General features: G+C 63.1%; 21 protein-coding genes. 10 read left to right on the top strand and 11 right to left on the bottom strand.

The features are described 5' to 3' along the window. Positions 1–380 precede the first annotated feature (380 nt). Genes tadA through BI343_RS06400 form a run of 3 tightly spaced genes read left to right on the top strand, consistent with a single transcriptional unit; the run spans position 381 to position 2,153 of the window. On the top strand, positions 381–1,115 hold the full coding sequence (tadA, locus tag BI343_RS06410; protein WP_071109104.1) for a tRNA adenosine(34) deaminase TadA: 735 nt from the start codon (positions 381–383) through the stop codon (positions 1,113–1,115). A 1-nt stretch (position 1,116) separates the two neighbouring features. After that, positions 1,117–1,740, top strand: coding sequence for a L,D-transpeptidase (locus BI343_RS06405; RefSeq protein WP_071109103.1), 624 nt, complete (start codon positions 1,117–1,119; stop codon positions 1,738–1,740). Then, a complete protein-coding gene (locus BI343_RS06400; protein WP_043628709.1) occupies positions 1,740–2,153 on the top strand; it encodes a DUF2721 domain-containing protein in 414 nt (137 codons plus the stop codon). Before BI343_RS06405 ends, BI343_RS06400 begins: the two co-directional genes overlap by 1 nt. Positions 2,154–2,335: 182 nt before the next feature. On the opposite strand, the gene BI343_RS06395 is transcribed toward BI343_RS06400, so the two are convergent. The 5 genes from BI343_RS06395 to BI343_RS06375 all read right to left on the bottom strand — a co-directional run bounded on the left by BI343_RS06395 (position 2,336) and on the right by BI343_RS06375 (position 9,258). Then, positions 2,336–3,124 carry a class I SAM-dependent methyltransferase gene (locus BI343_RS06395; protein ID WP_071109102.1) on the bottom strand — a complete coding sequence of 263 codons (789 nt, stop codon included), beginning with the start codon at positions 3,122–3,124 and terminating at the stop codon, positions 2,336–2,338. Between the two features lie 372 nt (positions 3,125–3,496). Then, on the bottom strand, positions 3,497–5,023 hold the full coding sequence (locus BI343_RS06390) for a fumarate hydratase (RefSeq protein WP_071109101.1): 1,527 nt from the start codon (positions 5,021–5,023) through the stop codon (positions 3,497–3,499). 235 nt (positions 5,024–5,258) lie between these two features. Further along, positions 5,259–5,987 (bottom strand): MgtC/SapB family protein, encoded by a 729-nt coding sequence (locus tag BI343_RS06385; RefSeq protein ID WP_071109100.1) that lies wholly within the window; start codon positions 5,985–5,987, stop codon positions 5,259–5,261. A gap of 165 nt (positions 5,988–6,152) precedes the next feature. After that, complete coding sequence (locus BI343_RS06380; protein ID WP_071109099.1) at positions 6,153–7,805, bottom strand: Nramp family divalent metal transporter; 1,653 nt, start codon at positions 7,803–7,805, stop codon at positions 6,153–6,155. Positions 7,806–8,361: 556 nt separating this feature from the next. Then, positions 8,362–9,258, bottom strand: a complete 897-nt coding sequence (locus BI343_RS06375; protein WP_071109098.1) for a DMT family transporter — start codon at positions 9,256–9,258, stop codon at positions 8,362–8,364. A gap of 95 nt (positions 9,259–9,353) precedes the next feature. Here BI343_RS06375 and BI343_RS06370 point away from each other — a divergent pair, with 95 nt between their 5' ends. Further along, complete coding sequence (locus tag BI343_RS06370) at positions 9,354–10,178, top strand: AraC family transcriptional regulator (protein ID WP_043626918.1); 825 nt, start codon at positions 9,354–9,356, stop codon at positions 10,176–10,178. Here BI343_RS06370 and BI343_RS06365 read toward each other — a convergent pair. Further along, on the bottom strand, positions 10,168–11,583 hold the full coding sequence (locus tag BI343_RS06365; RefSeq protein WP_071109097.1) for a cryptochrome/photolyase family protein: 1,416 nt from the start codon (positions 11,581–11,583) through the stop codon (positions 10,168–10,170). The genes BI343_RS06370 and BI343_RS06365 overlap by 11 nt on opposite strands. Continuing rightward, positions 11,580–12,536, bottom strand: a complete 957-nt coding sequence (locus BI343_RS06360) for a LysR family transcriptional regulator (RefSeq protein WP_071109096.1) — start codon at positions 12,534–12,536, stop codon at positions 11,580–11,582. The genes BI343_RS06365 and BI343_RS06360 overlap by 4 nt, the downstream gene beginning before the upstream one ends. Before the next feature lie 174 nt (positions 12,537–12,710). Here BI343_RS06360 and BI343_RS06355 point away from each other — a divergent pair, with 174 nt between their 5' ends. Both BI343_RS06355 and BI343_RS06350 read left to right on the top strand, forming a co-directional pair. After that, positions 12,711–13,181, top strand: coding sequence for a DMT family transporter (locus BI343_RS06355; RefSeq protein ID WP_071109095.1), 471 nt, complete (start codon positions 12,711–12,713; stop codon positions 13,179–13,181). A gap of 2 nt (positions 13,182–13,183) precedes the next feature. After that, a complete protein-coding gene (locus BI343_RS06350) occupies positions 13,184–13,648 on the top strand; it encodes a DMT family transporter (RefSeq protein ID WP_071109094.1) in 465 nt (154 codons plus the stop codon). 8 nt (positions 13,649–13,656) lie between these two features. Here BI343_RS06350 and BI343_RS06345 read toward each other — a convergent pair whose 3' ends face one another. The 3 genes from BI343_RS06345 to hmpA are packed head-to-tail and all read right to left on the bottom strand — an operon-like array spanning position 13,657 to position 15,728. Next, entirely contained in the window at positions 13,657–13,998 is a 342-nt protein-coding gene (locus tag BI343_RS06345) for a YnfA family protein (RefSeq protein WP_043626911.1), read from the bottom strand. A gap of 22 nt (positions 13,999–14,020) precedes the next feature. After that, positions 14,021–14,458, bottom strand: a complete 438-nt coding sequence (locus BI343_RS06340; RefSeq protein WP_043626908.1) for an Rrf2 family transcriptional regulator — start codon at positions 14,456–14,458, stop codon at positions 14,021–14,023. 55 nt (positions 14,459–14,513) lie between these two features. Then, positions 14,514–15,728, bottom strand: a complete 1,215-nt coding sequence (gene hmpA / locus BI343_RS06335; RefSeq protein ID WP_071109093.1) for an NO-inducible flavohemoprotein — start codon at positions 15,726–15,728, stop codon at positions 14,514–14,516. Positions 15,729–16,134: 406 nt separating this feature from the next. Here hmpA and BI343_RS06330 point away from each other — a divergent pair, with 406 nt between their 5' ends. The 3 genes from BI343_RS06330 (at position 16,135) to BI343_RS06320 (ending at position 19,702) form a co-directional block, all read left to right on the top strand. Then, positions 16,135–18,759 (top strand): glycoside hydrolase family 15 protein, encoded by a 2,625-nt coding sequence (locus tag BI343_RS06330; RefSeq protein WP_083340845.1) that lies wholly within the window; start codon positions 16,135–16,137, stop codon positions 18,757–18,759. Beyond that, entirely contained in the window at positions 18,756–19,085 is a 330-nt protein-coding gene (locus BI343_RS06325; RefSeq protein ID WP_083340844.1) for a hypothetical protein, read from the top strand. The genes BI343_RS06330 and BI343_RS06325 overlap by 4 nt, the downstream gene beginning before the upstream one ends. Before the next feature lie 86 nt (positions 19,086–19,171). Next, complete coding sequence (locus BI343_RS06320; protein ID WP_071109091.1) at positions 19,172–19,702, top strand: GNAT family N-acetyltransferase; 531 nt, start codon at positions 19,172–19,174, stop codon at positions 19,700–19,702. A gap of 70 nt (positions 19,703–19,772) precedes the next feature. Here BI343_RS06320 and BI343_RS06315 read toward each other — a convergent pair whose 3' ends face one another. Continuing rightward, positions 19,773–20,093: a cupredoxin domain-containing protein gene (locus BI343_RS06315; protein WP_071109090.1), complete on the bottom strand. Its 321-nt coding sequence runs from the start codon at positions 20,091–20,093 to the stop codon at positions 19,773–19,775. 345 nt (positions 20,094–20,438) lie between these two features. Between BI343_RS06315 and BI343_RS06310 the strand changes: the two genes are divergently transcribed. After that, on the top strand, positions 20,439–21,056 hold the full coding sequence (locus tag BI343_RS06310; protein ID WP_071109089.1) for a TetR/AcrR family transcriptional regulator: 618 nt from the start codon (positions 20,439–20,441) through the stop codon (positions 21,054–21,056). The last annotated feature ends 49 nt before the right edge of the window (positions 21,057–21,105 follow it).

Raw genomic sequence — 21,105 nt, 5'->3', positions numbered from 1 at the left:
CGGCTGGCGAGGGCTGCGCATCCAGGCCGCTCCCCTCCGTCTGGGGCGCGGACGAGGGCGTTGCCACAGACCGGCCGCTGGAAACCAGGCGATTGCGCCACTGCTCGATTCCTGCGATGGCGGATTGAATTGTGATCACGGACATGGTTAGGCTTTCGACTATTTTCTACTCATATCGACCGTTTTTCTGCTTTCTGTATGCCAATACTGCCAGATAAAACCTGAATAAAATGCGATGCGCCTACCCTCACCCACTCTTGGAAATCGACGATTTGCATAAGGCAGAAACGCCCCATCCGCCCTCGCCTAGCCGGATTTGGTCTGCCGCGCCAAACCGGCGATAATGACCACATTGCCGCAACCGTATTTGTTTTCCCCTCGTGACGCTGACATCCCCCCCGCTGCCGCCCTCGGCTCTGGCCTGGCTGGCCAAGCTGAATATCCACACTCGCCAGCAGTTGCTGGATTGCGGCGTCGTCACCGCTTTTCTGCGCCTGAAAGCCGCCGGCCATACCGTGACCCGCCGGCTGCTGTTCGCCTTGGAGGCGGCCGCGCGCGGCATTCATTGGCAAGATCTGCATGATGAGGACAAGGCCGCCCTGCTGCGGCAACTGGCCGATCACCCGCCGGTTTCCCTGCCGCCCGCGCAAGCGGAAATTCAGCGTTTCCTGAAGCTGGCGCGCGAGCTGGCGGCACAGGCCGCCGCAGAGGGCGAAGTGCCGGTAGGCGCGCTGGTGGTGAAGGACGGCGAGGTCATCGGCCGCGGCTACAACCAGCCGATAGGCCGCCATGACCCATCGGCGCATGCCGAAATGCTGGCGCTGCGCGACGCCGCCGCGCGTCTCGGCAACTACCGGCTGGATGGCTGCGATCTTTACGTCACGCTGGAGCCGTGCCCGATGTGCAGCGGCGCCATCCTGCACGCCCGCATCGCCCGGGTGATCTACGGCGCGCGCGACGCCAAGACCGGCGCCGCCGGCAGCACAGTGAATCTATTCGCCGACGCTCGGCTCAATCACCACGCCGCCGTGTTCGGCGGCGCGGAGGCAGAAGCCTGCGCGGAACAACTGTCAGCCTTTTTCCGGCGACGCCGGCAAGATGTCGGGAGGGATTGATATGCGAAGCTTGGGCGCCATTCTGATCGCCTGCCTTGCCCTAACCTGCCATGCCGCAGGCGACGCGGCATGGGTGCTGCAAGCGCAAACCGATGGCCCCTTGCAAACCACGCATCCTAATGCCCGCCATTACGGCGCACCATGGATCTGGGTGGGGGTAAAGTCGCAAACGCTGCGGCTGCTGGATGGCTGGGGACTCACTCAAAAGGAATATACAGTCTCGACAGCCAAGAACGGCGTCGGCGAAACCACCGGCAGCTACCAAACGCCGCGCGGCTGGCATACGGTGTGCGACAAGATAGGTGATGGCGCGGCAGAAAACACCATCATCTTCCGCCGCCAGGTCACGCCATGGAAATACACGCAGACACTGCACGCGCAATACCCGAACAAGGACTGGATACTGACCCGCATCCTATGGCTATGCGGCCAGGAGGCGGGACGCAATCAAGGCGGGAAGGTCGACAGCTATGATAGAGCGATTTACATCCATGGCGCCGGCGATCATGTACCATGGGGCCAGCCCAGCTCGCTGGGCTGTATCCGCATGAAGAACCGCGATGTGATAGAACTGTTCGATGCCGCGCCCAATGGCATCGATGTATGGATAGACGAGAATTCCTGATGCACTCCGCACTGAACCTGGCCACGCCGGCCCTGCTGTTTCCTGCCGTCTCGCTGCTGCTGCTGGCCTATACCAACCGTTTTCTGGGGCTGGCCAGCATCATCCGCAATCTGTACGAAGAGTACCGCGACAGCAAAGACCAGAAAATCCTGCGCCAGATCGGCAATCTGCGCACCCGCATCACGCTGATCAAATGGATGCAGTTCATGGGCATCGCCAGCCTGTTCCTGTGCACCGTGGCGATGTTTCAGATCTACACCGGCTGGCAGGCGACTGGAGAGATCACTTTCGGCGCCAGCCTGCTGTGCATGATCGCCTCGCTGGCCATCTCGCTGATCGAGCTGATCCGCTCATCGGACGCGCTGAACATCCTGCTGTCCGACCTGCAGGCCGAATACGACCGGCAGCACTAGGAGCTGTTGACGTTTTGGCAGAGGTCGCGCCGGGATGCGTTTTGCGCCGAATCGAGGCGTTTCGCGCGCCGCATAGCCATTCTCTGCCGGCGCGGAACAACGAAGAGTCGGCGCGAAAGGCGCCCGGCCCTGCGGGTTTGGCGAAGCTCAAACGCGATCCACTCACCAAACGTCAACAGCCCCTAGGGCGTCGGCTCAATCACTGCCGGGAAAAACCGGGCCGCGTCCTTGCGCGCCACCAGCAGATGCAGAGGCAGTTCGACGCGCCGCTTCTCTCCGCCATGCCCCCAAGCCCGGGCGATGCGCAGGCAGGCCTCGTCCAGAATGCTCTCTCCCAGCGCCTGCTTGCACAGCTTGCTGGCGGAGGTGGTGTTGAGGAAACCGAGAAAATGATCCAGCGTCCAATCTTCGCGGATGGAAAAGCTGGGCGCCTTCAGCAAGGGCAGCGGACAACCGCTGCCGCGGAAGTCATCCCACAACAGCTCGCAGCGACTGGACCAGAATGGTTCGATGATGGACCACAGCACGCTGCAAGCCTTGTCTATCTCCGGCGTCACCACGCAATGATGGTATCCCCAGGCGGCAAAGATTCCGCCAGGCTTCAGCACGCGCTGCGCCTCCGGCCAGAACGATGGTAGGTGAAACCAGTGCAGCGCCTGGGACACGCAAATCAGATCGAAGCAATCGTCGTCAAACGGCGTCACCTCGGCCGGACACTCGCGGTAATACACCTGGGTATGCCGTTCCGCTACTGACAGCTGGTTGGAGCTGATATCGGTGGCGTCGACGCGCGCAAAGCTGTTCCCCAGCCGCACCGCAGTCTGGCCGTTCCCCGTAGCGCAATCCCACGCCCGCTGATAGCCGGGGCACAAGGGCAGCAGCCAGTCATACAGCGATTCTGGGTACACGGGCCGAAAGCGCGCGTACAAATCGGAATACAGGCTGAATGCCTCGACGGAGCTGGTCGTCATACTCATTATCCGATAAGTAAAAACACCGAAAACATGCCGTGAACATTTTCAGTATGTATGACGTAAGCGGCGGATTTGCAAGACAAAAATAAAATTAAATCGCCTGGCCGCAAGTGGTTGCAGCCAAGTCACAACACACTCCCTCATAGAGAGATTCACCAGTTCCGCTCTGGAATATCCTGGCGCTCGATCAGCCAAAAAAATGCCGCCCATCGGGCTAATGCCGTTCACTTAAGAGAAAAGCACCGTCTCCATGCATGGGAAACGGTGCTTTTTTTGTGGATTCCTGTGCTCTCAAGGCCAGAAAAGTCGCCCGAAAATCCTTAAGTGAACGGCATTACGCCCATCGGGCGGCATTTCACAAGCAATCATTTAAGCCTGGCTGACCGGTATCTTCCCAATCTTCACCCGCCACTCAGCCGGGCCGGTGTTGTGCACCGAGGTGCCACAGGAGTCCACCGCCACCGTCACCGGCATGTCCTTGACCTCGAATTCGTAGATCGCCTCCATGCCCAAGTCGGCGAAGCCCACTACCTTGGAGGCCTTGATCGCCTTGGACACCAGGTAGGCGGAGCCGCCCACGGCCATCAGGTAGACCGCCTTGTTGTCCTTGATCGCCTCGATGGCCGCCGGGCCGCGCTCGGCCTTGCCTATCATGCCGAGCAAGCCGGTCTCTTCCAGCATCTGGCGCGTGAACTTGTCCATGCGGGTGGCGGTGGTGGGGCCGGCCGGGCCGACGACTTCGTCGCGCACCGGGTCCACCGGGCCAACGTAGTAGATGAAGCGGTTAGTGAAGTCCACCGGCAGCTTCTCGCCCTTGTTCAGCATGTCCACCATGCGCTTGTGCGCGGCGTCGCGGCCAGTCAGGATTTTGCCGTTCAGCAGCAGCACGTCGCCCGGCTGCCAGCTGGCCACTTCTTCGCGGGTGATGTTGTCGAGGTCCACGCGCTTGCCGTTGGAGGCGTCGTAAGTGATGTCCGGCCAGTCTTCCAGCTTGGGCGGCTCCAGGCGCGCCGGGCCGCTGCCGTCCAGATGGAAATGGATATGGCGGGTGGCGGCGCAGTTCGGGATCATCGCCACCGGCAGCGAGGCCGCGTGGGTCGGGTAATCCAGAATCTTCACGTCCAACACCGTGGTCAGGCCGCCCAGGCCCTGGGCGCCGATACCGAGCGCGTTGACCTTGTCGAACAGTTCCAGGCGCAGTTGCTCGACGCGGGACAGCTCGGCGCCGCTGGCCGCCTTGGCCTTCAGCTCGTGGATGTCCACGTGGTCCATCAGGCTTTCCTTAGCCAGCAGCATGGCTTTTTCCGGCGTGCCGCCGATGCCGATGCCGAGGATGCCCGGCGGACACCAGCCGGCGCCCATGGTCGGCAGGGTCTTCAGCACCCAGTCGACGATGGAGTCGGACGGGTTCAGCATCGCTAGCTTGGACTTGTTCTCCGAGCCGCCGCCCTTGGCCGCGCAGATCACCTCCACCTGGTCGCCTTCGACGATCTCGAAATGCACCACGGCGGGAGTGTTGTCCTTGGAGTTCTGGCGCTTGCCGGCCGGGTCCAGCAGCACAGAAGCGCGCAGCTTGTTGTCAGGATGGTTGTAAGCGCGGCGCACGCCTTCGTTGACCATCTCCTGCACGCTGAGTTGGGCGTCCCACTGCACTTTCATGCCCACTTTCAGGAACACCACCGCGATGCCGGTATCCTGGCAGATCGGGCGCTGGCCTTCGGCGCACATGCGGCTGTTGACCAGGATTTGCGCCATAGCGTCCTTGGCGGCGGTACTTTCTTCGTGCAGATAAGCCTGGTACAGCGCGTCGATATAGTCTTTCGGGTGGTAGCAACTGATGTACTGGAAGGCATCGGCGATGCTCTGGATGAAGTCTTCCTGGCGGATGATGGTCATAAGGCTGTCTCGAGAAGCCGGGCGCCGCTGCGGCCGCCCGTGGATTACCCCGCCGCCGGCGCTGGAGAAAAACCATGCCGCGCGACAACTAAAAACCTGTCTCGATTGTAACACTGTCCGTCATAAACTTTGACTCTGAACAAGGCGTGCGCATGCCTACCCTGCCGGGCTGCCGCCAAATGCAAAACAGCCGCCGGACTCGCGTCCAGGCGGCTGCCTGCGCTACTACGCACGATTACTCGCTGGTGCTGGTATTCCAGTAAGCCTGGCTGATGTACGGCTTGGCCGCCAATTCGTCGGCAATGCGGTCCAACTCGTCCGAATCCACCGAGGTGGCCAGCAGCGTGGCGGTCATTTCCACCTCGTCGTCGCCAAAGGCCTCCACATCCAGATCGCCCACCGGATAATTGGCCCGCTCCAATAGCTCCCCCACATGCGCCAGCGCCTGCTTCTGCTGCTCGCGAGTGGAAATCACGCACAACTGATACGTGACTTCGCTGGCGTCGTCGTCGATCGGACGGCGGTTGATCGAGTTCACCACCGGCCGCAGCAGCGTGTTGACCGCCAGCACGAACACCGTGGTCAAAATGGCCTGGCCCAGCATGCCCGCGCCGGCGCAGGCGCCGGTGGCCGCCGAGCCCCACAGCGTGGCCGCTGTGTTCAGGCCGCGCACGTTCAGGCCTTCTTTCATGATGGTGCCGGCGCCGAGAAAACCCACCCCGGACACGACATAGGCCACCACTCTGGAGGCGCTGCCGGAGCCATCCAGTTGCAGCGCCATATTGACGAAAGCGGCGGCGCTGACTGCCACCAGCGCGTTGGTGCGCAGCCCGGCGGTGCGCTGGCGGTATTGCCGCTCCAGGCCGATCACCGTGCCGCAAACAAAAGCCATGGCCAGACAAATGGCGGAATGCAACAAGCCGAATAAATCAAAATCGAACAAGTTATGCAGGTTGTAGTGCATGCGTCCTCCTGCTTGTAGAGTTGTTATGTGTATAAGGAACGTGCATCGTGGCTTTCCGCGAAAGCCACGAGGAACCCTCCCTCATGCGAAAAACCGCCCAAACGGGCGGTTTCGCTCCGCCGGCTGCGCCTCGCCGCGCAACCGGCCACAACCATACCTTGCCGATCAGTGGCCTAGCAAGGCGACTTGCGTCACTTTATACACCACCATGATGACAGCCACGACCAGATAGCCGCGCAATACCGCCATCCACAGACGATTGGCGCGCGACAGTACCATGGGCTTCAACTGGTCCAGCGGCGGCATGCGCCAGGTCTGCATATACAGCTTGCTGGGTTTGGCTTCGTCAGCCAGATCGGCCCCGGTTTCGGCGTCGCGGCGCAGTTTCACGGTATGCGCGGCAATCACCACGATGCCGCCGATGATGCCGCCGCCGACCAGCACATTGATGATGGTCTGGCTGGAAATATCCGGCCACAGCACGGAGGCAGTCAAAATCACCGACAACAACACCAGCACGGCCGCCACCGCGCCGGTAAACAGATTGGTCCAACGGCCGTTCACCCACGGGCCCAGCACTTCCTTGTCATTGCACAGCAGCAGCAGGAATACGGATGCGGACGGCAGCAGCACGCCGGCCAGGGTTTGCACGGCGTTGGTCAGCAATCCCAGCGGCACGCCCGGGATCAGCACCAGCGCGGCGGCGCCTGCGATCAGCAGAAAGTAGACCAGATAGAAGGCCCGCGCGTCGCTCGGCTTGCGGTGCAGCGAATGCTTCATGTTCAGCACGTCGGCCAACGCGTAAGCGGTGGACAGCGACACGGCGCTGGCGCCGATCAGGCTGGCGTCGATCAGCGCGATAGAGAACAGCACGCCGGCCAGATGGCTGTGATACTTGCCCAGGCCGGCGGCGACGGCGCCGGCATCCTGGAAATTACCGAACTCCGGCTTGCCGGCAAACAGCGCGGCAGCCATGCCGATGATGGCAATGGCGCCGATCAGCACCAGCACGATGCCCAGCCACAGGTCGGCGCGTTCGTACTTGATGAAGCGCGGGGTGATGCGCTTGTCGATCACATAGCTTTGCTGGAAGAACAACTGCCACGGCGCCACGGTAGTGCCGACGATGGCTATGATCAGCAGCATCACGTCGGACAGCTTGCCGCCGGCCGGCATGCCCGGCACCAGCAGGTCATGGCCGATCTGCCCCATCGGCGGATGCACCATCATGAAAACCGGCACCAGAAACAGGCTGAACACCACCAGGATCATGGCAAAACGCTCAAAGCGGCGGAAATCCCCGGTGCTCGCGGCGGCCATCACCAGCAGCGCGGCCGCGACTACCCCCCACTCCTTGGGCAGGCCCAGATACTGCAGGGCCAGGGTGATGCCGATGAATTCGGTGACGATGGTCAGCGCGTTCAGCAGGAACAGGTCGATGGCGCTGAAGGCGCCCCAGAATTTGCCGAAGCGCTCCAGGATCAGCCGGGCATGGCCGACGCCGGTGACGGCCCCTAGGCGCAGCACCATTTCCTGATTCACGTACAGCACCGGGATCAGCAGGATCAGCGTCCACAGCAGCGAGGTGCCATAGTTCTGGCCGGCCTGGGCGTAGGTGCTGAAGGCGCCGGCGTCGTTGTCGCCGACCATCACGATCAAACCAGGGCCCAAGATGGCCAACAGCGTGCGCAGGCGCTGCCAGATGCCGGTGCGGGCAGCCACGTCGCCGTGGCGGATGGTGCCAAATGCGCCGCGGATGTCTCCGACGTGGGCGCTGTCCAATACAGCTTCGTTCTTGACGGCATTTGTCATTGTCATCGTCTCCGTGCGGGCAGCGCAAGCGGGGGCCGCCCGTCGTTTTGCAAGCAAACGAAGGCATGCGGGCACGAGCGTGGCTGCGTCGGCGAGCGAAAACGCTCAGCGTATGCAAGCACGCACGTGCGCAAACCTGATTTAGGCGTCCGAATCGGTTCGGTACGCGGTCATCAGCAGTAACGGTATAGGGGTAAGTACGCGGCGCGGGCCGGATGGCCACGCCTGAGATGCGCACTGTCTGGCTTCACGGCAAGACAGCGGCCAATAGAATGGAACGATGCCTGTGCCGGTCAGCGCGACCCGGTAGATAACCAACTACTACTGCAACTTTCCAAGGCATCAGCCCCCAGTAATGAAAACGCGGCGATGGTACGCCCAGCTATTTATTTACGTCAACACCCCAGTCACTTCGCATTTCTGCGAGGCCATCTGGAACTGCGCAGCAATCTGCCATGACATCGGCCAAACATGCGGAATCATGAAAAATTGCTGCGCTGATTATTTTATATGCGCAATGAAACGCCTCAAAAACGAAGTAAATTTTTGTTAATGGAATGTATCATTTATTCACGAAAGACAATATCAGCCCCGGCCGAACCCGCAACAATCCCTGTCCCAACGCCACACCCAGCAAGATCAAGGCGCCGCCCAGCCAATGGTAGTGGCGGATGGTTTCCCCCAGCAGCGCGCTGGCCAGCAAGGCCGTGAACAGCGGCAATAAATTCATGAAAATGGCGGTGCGCTCGCTGCCCAGTTTCTGGATGCCGCGCATCCAAAAATAGGCCGCCATCACCGATGACCCTATGCCTGCGAACAACACCAGACCGATGCCCTTGGCAGGAATGGCCATGCTTTGCGCGGTGAAGGTCAGCGGCAACAGCAGCAGCACCGCCAGGCTGGCTTGCAGGTACAGATTGACCCAGGCGCCGAACGGCGGCGCCCAGCGCTTGAGCAAGATGCCGTACAAGGCATACGCAGCCGCTCCGGCGAGCATCAGCGCATCCCCCGGGTTAATGCCATGCGCCAACAGGCTCAGCGGATCGCCTTGTCCCAGCAGATAAGCCACGCCGGAAAAGGACACCGCCACGCCCAGCCAGGCCATGGCGCCGACTGGCTGGCGGAATACCGCCGCGTTCAATAACAAGCCCAATAGCGGCACCAAGGCGGTGATCACGCCCATATTGGTGGCGCTGGTGCTGTGCGCGGCGTAATAGGCCAGGCACTGGAACATCACCATGCCCAACATGGCCAGCACCAGCAGCCTGGGCAGCCAGCGCTTCAGCTCGCCCAGATGGCGGCGCACGGCCGGCAGGCAGAATGGCATCAATACCAGCGAGGCAAGCAGCCAGCGGTAAAGCGAGATCGCCGCCGGGTCCAGCACCTGGGCGGCGGCCTTGGAAACAATGGTATTGGCGGCCCAGATCAGCACCGCCAGCAGGGGAAACAGCATGGCCATCACAGCCTCCTTCTACAAGATTGTTCTATTTTAAAATCGTCCGTTATGGACGATATAATGCAAAACAGACAATCTACTCAGGCAAACCGGACAATATGGCCACCGATACCGGCGATGATTACTTCGCCAGCGACAGCAGCCTGCCCGAGCCGGCGCCGCTGACCTTCCGCTACCACCGCTTCACGCCGAAAAGCGAATTCGCCCGCCATCGCCATCGCTGGGGGCAACTCAACCGGATCAGCCTGGGCCTGGTGGAGCTGCTGCTGGACGAGGGCAAGGTGGTGGCGCCGGCGCAATACCTGCTGTGGACCCCGCCGGAGGTGCCGCACGCCGCGTACATCCGGCAGGCCATGCATTACACCTCGATCTATGTCTGCGATGAGCTGGCGGCGCGGCTGCCCGGCCATACCTGCCTGATCGAGCAGACGCCGCTGGTGCGCGCGCTATTGGACGACTTCAGCCTGCGGCAGATCACCGTGCCAAGCGATCCCTGGGACATCCGCCAGGCCGAGCTGCTGTGCCGGCGCCTGCAAGAGTCGGCGCATGAGGCCAGTTATCTGCCCGACAGCCCGCACAAACTGCTGCGGCCGATACTGGACGCCATCCGCCAGGACCCGGCCGACGCCACGCCGCTGAAAGAATGGGCGGAAAAGGTGTACAGCACCGAGCGCACGCTGGCGCGGCTGTTCCAGCGCGAACTGGGCATCAGTTTTGGCCAATGGCGCGGCCGGGCCAGGCTGGTGGAGGCGCTGGCGCGGCTGCGCCAGGGCGACAGCGTGCAGGCCATTTCGGCGCAGCTGGGTTACGCCACGCCGTCGGCCTTCATCGCCATGTTCCAAAAACAGCTGGGCGCGTCGCCGGAACGCTACCGCCGCCAATTTCTGCAAGCAGGCCAGTGGCAAGAGGGACTCAGCGCTTGAACAAGGCCAATGCCTGCTCGCGCTGCACGGCGTGGTCGACGATGGGATGCGGGTAATCGCGGCCCAGCCGCACGCCCGCATCCATCAACTGCTCCGGCCTGGCCAGCCACGGGGCGTGGATCAGCTTGTCAGGCAGCCGCGCCAGCTCCGGCACATAGCGGCGGATGAAACGGCCGTCGGCGTCGAACTTCTCGCTCTGGCTCACCGGGTTGAAAATCCGGAAATACGGCTGGGCGTCGCAGCCGGTGCTGGCGGCCCATTGCCAGCCGCCGTTATTGGCCGCCAGGTCGAAATCCAGCAGTTTCTCGGCGAAGTAGCGCTCGCCCCAGCGCCAGTCTATCAGCAGGTCCTTGACCAGAAAGCTGGCCGCCACCATGCGCAGCCGATTGTGCATATAGCCGCTGCGGTTCAGCTGGCGCATCGCAGCGTCCACCAGCGGGTAGCCGGTGCGGCCCTCGCGCCAGGCATCGAACCATTGTTGATGATTCGGAAACGGCAGCGCGTCGTATTCTGGCTTGAAGGCATGCTCGACCACATCCGGCCGGTGCCACAGCACTTGCTGGTAGAAATCGCGCCAGATCAGTTCGTTGAGCCAGCTCATCGCTCCCTCTCCGCCGTCATGCCAGGCAAAGGCGGCCAACCGGCGGATGGAAATAGTGCCGAAGCGCAGATGGACGCTCAGATAAGAAACGCCCTTGATGCCGGGGAAATCGCGGGCAGTTTTGTAATGGGCGATGCGGCGGGCGAAATCGGCAAACAGCGCCTCCGCGCCCTCGGCGCCCGCCTTCACCGGCAAGGAGGAGAGATCGCTGGGCTGGAATCCCAAGCTCTCCAGGCTAGGCATCGCCTCCGGCTGGCGCGGCATCAGCGCATCGAGATAACGCCGCACCGGATAGGCCTGCAGATGGAAGGGCGTCAGCGCCTTCAGCCAGGCATTCTTGTACGGCGTGAAAACGCCGAAAGGCTTGCCGGCGCCGGTCAGCACTTCGTCGGTTTCAAAGATCACCTGATCCTTGCTGTGATGGAAGGCGATGCCCTGCTCCGCCAGCCGCTTTTCCACCTCGGCGTCGCGCGCGCGAGCGGCGGGTTCGTAATCGCGGTTGCAGAACACCGCATCGGCGCCCAGCTCCGCCGCCAACTTGGGAATGTCATCCTGCGGCACGCCGTGGCGCACCAGCAGGTCGCCGCCCAAGGCATTCAGTTCCGCCTTCAGCGCCGCCGCGCTCTGCCAGATGAAATCCACGCGGCGGTCATCGCGCGGCAGCGCGTCGAGAATGGCGCGGTCGAACACGAAGACCGGCACCACCGCCTGGCTGTGTTTCAGCGCGTGGTAGAAGGCGGCATGGTCGTCCAGCCGCAAATCGCGGCGCAGCCACAGCAGCGCTGTGCGATAGCGTTTGCTCATGATGGTTTCCCTGTTTGCGGTGACAGCACAGATGGGGGCAGTCCTTCATCCCACAATGGCGCGTCCCCACCCAGCCTCTCATCGAGGAAATCGATGAAAGCGCGCGCCTTGGCCGGCAAGCGGCGGCGTTCCGGAAACACCGCATGGATGGCGTGCAACGGCAGCGGGTAGTCGGTCAAGACCGGCAACAACCTGCCGGCGGCCAGGTCCGGGCCGACAATGAAGGTGGGCATTTCGCAAATGCCGAGTCCCGCCAGCAGCGCGTCGCGCCGCGCCTCGCTGTTGTTCACCTGATAGTTGCCGCGCGGCTGCACGCGAATTTCGCCCTGCGGTCCATGAAACGTCCAATAGGCGCCGCCGCGGTAATAGGAATAACAGAGGCAGTTATGCCGGGCCAGATCAGCCGGATGGCTGGGCGCGCCGTATTCGGCCAGATAGGCCGGCGACGCGCACATCACCACCCGGCACGGCGCGATGCGCCGCGCCACCATGCTGTTGCCGGGCAGATTGCCGATGCGCACCGCCAGGTCGTAGCCGCCTTCCACCAGGTCCACCATGCGATCGTCCATCGCCATGTCCAGCTGGATGTCCGGATAGCGGCGCAGAAACGCCGGCACCAATGGCGACACGTGCAGTCGGCCAAAAGCCATCGGCACGCTGATGCGCAGCAATCCCTGCGGCCTGCCCTGCAGGCCGGCGGCCACCTCCTCCGCCTCTCTGGCCAGCGCCAATGCGCCGCGCGCGCGGTCGTAATAGCGTTCACCGGCCTCGGTCAGGCTCAGGCTGCGCGTCGTGCGCTGCAATAGCCGCACGTTCAGCGCGGCCTCCAACTGCTGTACCCGCTTGCTGACGGCGGATTTGGTCAAACCCAGCTTGGCCGCGGCGGCGGAAAAGCTGCCCGCCTCCACCACGGCGACGAAGATGGGTATCGCGGCGAAGTGTTCCACTTTCATTGTCCACTTCCAATCTACAATCCCTTTCCATAAAAACGGATTATCAGCCAATAAACCACAATATACCATTCCGGCACGCGTCAACGGCCTGCGCCTCGCCCAGCACGAATGCCGCATTCCACCAACGTCGCTGCGCTCGTCGTCCGCCCCCTATCTAGACACAAGGATCGCATCATGTCCCCACCCCACGCCGCGTCCCGGCTGCTCAAGGATTACGGCCCAAGCCTGCTGGCGCTGCTCGCTGGCGCCTTGCTGGCGCTGATGATTCACTGCAATAGCCAACTTTCCAGCTTCAGCAACCCTTTGTCCGCATCCTGGCTGGCCCACGGCATAGGCATGCTGACCGCCCTGCTGCTCTGGATGGCCAATCGACGCGCGTCTCCCGGCACCACATCCGCGCCGCGCTGGGCTTACCTGGGCGGCATGCCCGGCGCGCTGGTGGTGGCGTTGGCGGCAATCACCGTCAACAGCCCACTGGCGATGTCCGGCACCCTGGCGCTAGGCATGGCCGGACAGCTGTTGTTCGGCCTGCTATCCGATCACTTTGGCGGGTTCGGCATGCCGCGGCGGCGACTCTCCCTCAATGATGTTTTGGCACTGCTGCTGGCGCTGTCCGGCTGCGCCATTCTGATTTTTGGAGCCTGATCATGCTGTATTTCGTGACCCTCGCCCTGATCAACGGGCTGTGCATAGGCGGCAGCCGCGCCATCAACGGCACGCTAGCCCAGCGCCATGGCGCCTTGGCTGCCTCATTCTGGAATCATCTGGGCGGTTTTGTGTTTCTGAGCCTGTTATTAGGCTGTGGCGCGGCGGCGCTTCATTTGCCGCAGCACGCCCCATGGACCGCTTGGTGCGGCGGCGTCATCGGCGCCGGGTTTGTCGCGTTGAACAGCTTCGTTTTGCCGCGGCTGGGCACCCTGAAAACCGCGCTGCTTGTCATTGCCGGCCAGATGCTGACCGGCGTGCTGATTGACCGCCTGGCGGGACAGAGCCGTCAATCCGCCCTGGTCCAGCTGGCAGGCATCGTCCTGATCACCTTGGGTCTATACCTGTCCAAGCGCGGCCAGGCCAAACCGGCGGCAGCGGCCCCTGCGCTGCGCGCCATGCGCTGACCGGCGGCTCAGCCGCGCGGGGCCAGCATGATCACCGCCATTCCGGCCAGCGCCAGCGAACAGCCTAGCGCGTCCCAGCGGTCTGGCCGGATGCCGTCCACCAGCCATAACCAACCCAGTGCCACCGTCACATAGACGCCGCCATAGGCCGCATAGACGCGGCCCGCCGCCGCCGGATGCAAGGTCAACAGCCAGGCAAACAGAGCCAGAGCGCCGGCGGCGGGCAGCAGCAGCCACCACGGCTTGCCTTCTCGCAACACCAGCCACGGCAGATAGCAGCCGACGATCTCCATCAGCGCGGTCAAGACAAAAAGGCCTGCCACGCGGGGCAGGCCGGCTAGCCATTCCATGTTTTCTCCTTGAAGCAGCGCCTCACCTCACGCCGCGATGCAAACGGATGATGGCCTCGCCGGTGGGGCTGGCGACAATGTCCCGCAGCGTGTAGCCGTCCAGCGTCTGGAAAAACGCCGCCAGCGCCCCGTCCAGCGCGCCCTTGAGCAGACAGCCCTGGCGCAGCGCGCAGGGCGGCTCGGCGCAGTCTATCAATTGCGGCGAGCCCTCCAGCGCGCGCACCACTTCGCCCAGCCGGAAATGCTCCGGCGGCCGCGCCAGCGCCAGCCCGCCGCCCTTGCCGCGGCTGGTGGCCAGCCAGCCCTGCTGCGCCATGAAGTGCACCACCTTGACCAGATGGTTGCGCGACACCTCGAACCGCTCGGCGATTTCCGGGATGGTGGCCAGCTGGCCGGATTCCAGGCCGGTCAGATACATCAGCACGCGCAGGCCGAGGTCGGTAAAGCGGGTCAGTTGCATGGCGAGGAACCGGTAAGGAGGACCGGCGGCAGCATACCGCGTCTGGCCCTATGCCTCAATCGCCGCCGGGATGGGAGCCGAACACTTCGTAATGGATGCGTTCGGCCGGCGCGCCCAGCCGGCGCAGGCTGTCGCGCTGGGAGCGCATGAAGCCCAGCGGGCCGCACAGGTAGTAGTCGGCATCCGGCAGCAGGGCCAGTTCTTTCACTTCGTCCAGATTCAGCCGGCCCGCCGCGTGGTAATCGATGCCCAGCGCATCCTGCGCGCGCGGCGCTTCGTAGCGGACATGGATCTGCAGCTGCGGATGTCGCTCCGCCAGCTGTCGCACCTGCCAACCCATCGCATGCGCGCCGCCATGCCGCGCCGCGTGCAGGAAGCGCACTTCGCGCTGGCCGCGCTTGAGCAGTTGGCCCAGCATCGCCTGCATCGGCGTCTGGCCCACGCCGGCGCTGATCAGCACCACCGGGCCATTCCTGTCCTCATGCAGAAAGAAATCGCCCTGGGGCGAGGTCAACTCCAGCACATCGCCTTCGCTCACCTCCCTATGCAGCAGATTGGAAATACGGCCGGCCGGCTTGCCTTCCGCCGCGTCCTCGCGCTTGACCGAGATACGCAAGTACTCGCCATTGGGCGAGTCGGACAGGCTGTACTGGCGCGTCTGATTCAGCCCCCACTCAGCGACGAAGCGCTTCACCGATACATACTGGCCCGGCTTGAACGACGGCAGCGCGCCGCCATCGCACGGCGCGAGATAGAAGGACGCGATCTCCTCGCTTTCCTCCACCTTTCGCGTCACACGGAACGGCCGCCAGCCGCTCCAGCCGCCGTCGCCAGCGGTCGTCGCGCCGTACAACCCATTCTCAATGCCGATCAGCAGATCCGCCAGCTGGCCATAGGCTTCCGCCCAGGCCTGAATCAGATCATCGCCGGCCGCGTCGCCCAGCACCTCGCGGATGGAGGCCAGCAGATGATTGCCGACGATGGGGTAATGTTCGGCGCGGATGCCCAGGCTGACATGCTTGTGCGCCACGCGGGTCAGCACCGGCAAGAGCGGCGACGGGTCTTCGATGTGCTGGGCATAGGCCAACACCGCCCCGGCCAGCGCCTGCTGCTGCTGGCCGGAGTGCTGATGGCCCTGATTGAACAGGTTCTTCAGCTCCGGATTGTGCTGAAACATGCGTTGGTAGAAATGGCTGGTCAGCGCGACGCCGTGTTGCTGCAAGACCGGCACAGTGGCTTTGACCAGGGATAGGGTTTGTTCGCTCAGCATGCGGAACTCCTTAAGATTTATTAAAAATACATCTTTATTTATCCAAAAAAACCGCCGCATGCCATCACGGCGGATAAGATGTGAAAATAATACATTTTTAATTAGTCATTGTCAGAAAATTACTTTTCCCATGCTAAGGCTGTTGCCATTTTGCAGCAGCCCACCTGCAGTCCACTCGCAGCCATCCTTTTGGCATTGCCAGCAATCCGCTCAGATAAAGCATCAATTTGAGGCATTGCGCCGCCATCTGCGCCATTGTTGGTCACTAAAAATCAAACTAGCGTTTGAACCAGGACAAATGCTGCTCTCCGCCTTTTGCTATAGTCCGTAACAAAATTACATCGGCATTCGGTAAGACTTTTATCCGTAGGTCAACCTGCCGTACTACAAAGTGGAGACAATCACCATGCCCTACCCGTCCCTGACACGCCCGGCCCTGCTCGGCATCGTCATCGCCAGCCTGTTCAGTCCGTTTGCCCATGCCGCCGAAGCTTTCGGCGCCCCCGGCGACGCGCCGGTACGCGGCCCGGCCGCCAAATCCTTCCTCGGCACCGCCGTGGGCAGTTCGTCCAAGGTTTATTTCACCGGCTACCGCGGCATCGTATCCGAGGTGTACTACCCGGTGCTGGACACGCCAGAGTCTGTCGATTTGCAATTTTTGGTAGGCGACGCGGGTAAGACCTTCGTCGATGAGGAGAAACGCCAGGCCTACTCCGCCAGCCAGAGCGACGCCCGCACCATGAGCTGGGTCGCCAGCACCGGCAACGCCGGCCACAACTGGCAAATCAGCAAACGCATCTTCGCCGATCCCAATCACGACACCCTGATCCAGCGCGTCACCTTCACCGCGCTGAACGGCCATACCTTGGGCGACTTCAATCTCTACGTTTTGTTCAAGCCTTACCTCGATAACACCGGCAGCGGCAACACCGCCCAGACCGTGGCGGCCGCCGGCGGCTACGCCCTGGCCGCCAGCCACAACAGCCGCGCCTCGGCGCTGATGGCCAGCCAGCCATGGAAAACGGCCAACGGCCAGCCCATGCTGTCCAGCGGCTTCGTCGGCCAGAGCGACGGCTGGACCGATCTGATAGGCAGCGGCGACAACAAGATGGACTGGACCTTCAGCTCCGCCAGCAACGGCAACGTGGCCCAGACCGGCTGGCTGGACCTGGGCGATCCCACAGCCACCAGCGTGTCCTTCGACGTGGTTCTGGGCTTCGGCAAGAGCCAGGCCGATGCGATCAATAGCGCCGCCGCCTCGCTGAGCTCCGATCTCTCCGCCGCGCAGCAGCAATACGACAACGCCTGGCACGGCTACGCCGCCGGCCTGTCCACCCAGGGAGGCCTGGCCGACGATCGCTACTATCTGGCGGCGATGACGCTGAAAACCATGCAGGACAAGAGCAATGGCGCGATGATCGCCGGCATCGGCACGCCATGGGGCGAAACCCAGGGCGACGCCAACCAGGGCGGCTACCACTTGGTGTGGCCTCGCGATCTGTTCAAGTTCGCCAACGCGCTGACCACAGCCGGCGATGCGGCCACCGCCACCACTGTTGTGAATTACCTATTCAACACCCTGCAACAGACCAGCAACTGCGGCGCGGCCGAATACAATGCCGCCGGCTGCGCGGCCGGCTACAGCCGCGTCGGCCGCTTCCCGCAAAACGCCTGGGTCAGCGGCTGGCCGTACTGGCAAGGCACGCAGATGGACGAGCAAGCCATGCCCATCCTGCTGGCCTGGCGGCTGGGGCCGTCGGTCTCCAGCCCGCTGTGGCCCAAAATCAAGCTGACGGCCGACTACATCGTCTCCACCGGCCCGTGGAGCTATCAGGAACGCTGGGAAGAGAATTCAGGCTATTCGCCATCCACCATCGCAGCCGAAATCGCCGGCCTGGTGGCCGCCGCCGACATCGCCCGCAACAACGGCGACGACGCCAGCGCCGGCCGCTACCTGTCCGCCGCCGACTACTGGCAGCAGAACATCGCCGCCTGGACCTATACCAGCAGCGGCGGCTTCGGCAACGGCGGCTACTATATCCGGATCAATCCGGCCAGCCGCGCCGGCAGCGGCGCCGACCGCGCCAGCTTCGCGCCGGCCGCCGGACCGGACACCCCGCAAACGCTGACGCTCAAGAACGGCGGCGGCAGCCACGACGCCCGCCGCGTGGTGGACGGCGGCTTCCTGGAGCTGGTGCGCATGGGCGTCAAGCGCGCCAACGATCCGACCATACTCAACACCATCAATGTTTTCGACAGCGTGCTGGGGCAGAAATTGGCACTGCCCGGCGCGCCCGCCCTGCCGGTCAACGCCTGGTTCCGCTACAACTTCGACGGCTACGGCGAACATAACGACGGCGGCGACTTCAACGGCACGGGCGCCGGCCGCCTTTGGCCCATCTTCACCGCTGAGCGCGGCATGTACGAAATCGCCCGCCAGGGCAATGGCGGCGCCGGCCAACCCTACTTCGCCACGCTGAAATTGCTGGCCACGCCGGAGGGCATGCTGCCGGAGCAAGTGTGGTCCAATAGCGCCACGCTGCCGGACGGCTGGACGGTAAGCACGCCGGCCGGCTACCAGCCCGGCACGCCCACCAAATCCATGGCGCCGCTGAACTGGGCGATGGGCGAATACATCAGCCTGTTGGCCTCGATCCACGCCGGCAAGGTGGTCGACATCCCGCAAGTGGTCTGCGCCCGCTACAACAACTGCCGCGCCGCGCCCAAGGCCGGCGAGGTGCCGGTCAGCATCAATGTGACCGCCAGCACGCAGTGGGGGCAGCAACTTTACGTGACCGGCAACGCACGGGCGCTGGGCAACTGGAACACCGATCTGGGCATTCCAGTGGATGCGGCCAACTACCCGGTATGGCAAAACGGCGTCAACCTGCCGGCCAGCCAGCAAATCGCCTACAAGTACTACCGCAAGAACGCCGACGGCAGCGTCACCTGGGAAAACCTGTCCGGCAATCGCAGCCTGCAGACCCCGGCCAGCGGCAGCCTCAACCTGAATGATCAGGTGAGCTGGTGAGTCCGCGCCGCACCTGGCCTGCCGCCCTGCTCTTGAGCGCGGCGGCGGCCGTCGGCGCGGCCTGGTGGCTGTGGCCGGCGGAGGTGCCTGCGCCTGCGCCGGCGGTAGCCAAGCCCCCGGCCGCCCTGCCCATCCAGCCCATCGTCCATTTACCGACGCCCGTCACGCCATGGAAACCGCCCAGCCGGCCGGCCCTGCCGCCGGTGAAAAAAGGCGGCAACAGCTGGCGGCCGGAAGCGGCGCCTGTGGTGAACAAGGTGGAAGCCCAGCGCGGCGCGCCGGACATCCCGGACGCGCAGCCGCTGCCCAGACCGCCCGATCCTTGATCGGAGACGCCGCGCCAGGCCCGGGAAACCGGGCCTGTTTCTTGCTTATTCGGTGCGATCACGCCCACAGGAAGAAAAGAAGCAAGATGCCGCACCCGGAAATCCTCTCGCTCGACGCCGCGCCCGCAGCCGCCCTGCTGCCGGAACTGGCCGAACTGCTGCACGCCTGCGTGCATGACGGCGCCAGCATCCATTTCGTGCTGCCGTTTTCCCTGGAACAGGCTACCGCCTTCTGGCGCGACAAAACCCTGCCCGGCGTTGTCGGCGGCGGGCGATTGTTGCTGGCGGCGCTGCTGGATGGCGAACTGGCCGGCTGCGTGCAGCTCGACTGCGACACCCCGCCCAACCAGCCTCATCGCGCCGAGGTATGCAAACTTTTGGTGCATCCGCGCTACCGCCGCCAGGGCATCGCCCGCGCGCTGATGCTTGAACTGGAACGACACGCGCAAGCGCGTGGCCGCAGCCTGCTGACGCTGGACACCGCTAGCGGCGACAAGGCCGAGCCTCTTTATCGCTCGCTCGGCTATCAAGTCGCCGGCATGATCCCAGGCTTCGCGCTCGATGGCCGCGGCGAAAAGCTGAATGCCACCACGATCCTGTACAAGATGCTGAACTGAAATTCACCCGCGCATGAAAAAGCGGCTTCTCATCCGGAAGCCGCCTCTCAGGTCATGAAAGATGAAGCGCTCAGGGCTTGCGCACGTGCACCACGCCAGTCATATACGGGTGCACGGCGCAGAAATAGGCGTAGTCGCCCTCCTTGTCGAAGACATGTTCGTAGCGGTCATCGGTGTCCAGCGCCTTGGAGACAAAAGATTTGTCGCGGCCGGACACCGTATGCGGGACTTCGTCGTGATTGATCCACACCACTTTCGAGCCAGGTGCCACCGTGATTTCCTTCCGCGTGAAGGCGAACTTGCTGATATCCACTACCTGCGGTCCTTTGTCTGCCCAGGCTACGCCGGCCAGGCAGACGCTCAACAGCCCGCCCATTTTCCAAACACTCATGCCGCCTCCCCATCCGGCAGAAATCGGCCGCTGGCGGTAAAAGAATCTGAACAGGGGCTCAATGATCGAGCGGCGTATCCACCAAGGCCAGCAGGCTGCTGCCAGGCACCGCCGTGATCTGCCGCGTCCCAGCAACTTTCCCAACTTTCCGGCCGGCACTTTGACCTGGGGCGGCTCGCCGAATCAGGCTCGTCCCGGCGTCGGCAAAGGATTGGCGAACAAGCGGTATGAAAGACGGCATGGCTTTGGCCTAAAGTGTCTGCATAGGTGTGAAAACGCAACAAAACCATCCCAGGCGGCATGCTGACCTTGAAACTAGACGACTGGTCTAGTAGTATCCAGCTCATGTCACGAGCCAACCACACCGCAGATACCCGCGAGCACCTGCTTGCCACTGGAGAAGCCATCATCCAGGGCAAGGGTTTCGCCGCCGTCGGACTGGCGGAAATCCTGTCCTACGCCGGCGTGCCCAAAGGTTCGTTCTACCATTACTTTCCGTCCAAGGAAGGCTATGGCGTGGAGATGCTGCGCCGCTATTTCCTGAACTACGACGAAAAGCTGGTTCTGCTGCTGCGGCCGGAGGCCGGCCATGCCCGCGATTGCCTGCTGGCTTATTTCCAGGGGTGGGTAGACCATCACCAATGCAGCGAGCACAGCCACACCTGCCTGGCGGTGAAGCTGGCTGCCGAAGTGTCTGACCTGTCCGAGCCGATGCGTGAGATGTTGGCCGAGGGCATGGGCAGAGTGATCCACCGCCTGGCCGACGCCATTCGCCGCGGCCAGCAAGAAGGCAGCTTGTGCACGCATCTGGAGCCGGATGAGCTGGCCGCCAGCCTGTACAGCCTGTGGGTGGGCAGCGCGCTGTTGTACAAGGTGCTGCGTTCGCAGCAACCCATGCTCAACGCCTACAAATTGACCGAAACCATGCTGGTGCAGCCCGATAGCGCCAGTTGCAAGCGATAGCGAACCCCGCCGCGACTGGCGGGTTTTCTTGAATCAAATACTAGACGAC

It is taken from the genome of Chromobacterium amazonense (genome assembly GCF_001855565.1).
GTDB lineage: Bacteria > Pseudomonadota > Gammaproteobacteria > Burkholderiales > Chromobacteriaceae > Chromobacterium > Chromobacterium amazonense.
This window is presented reverse-complemented; position numbering and strand designations above follow the sequence as displayed.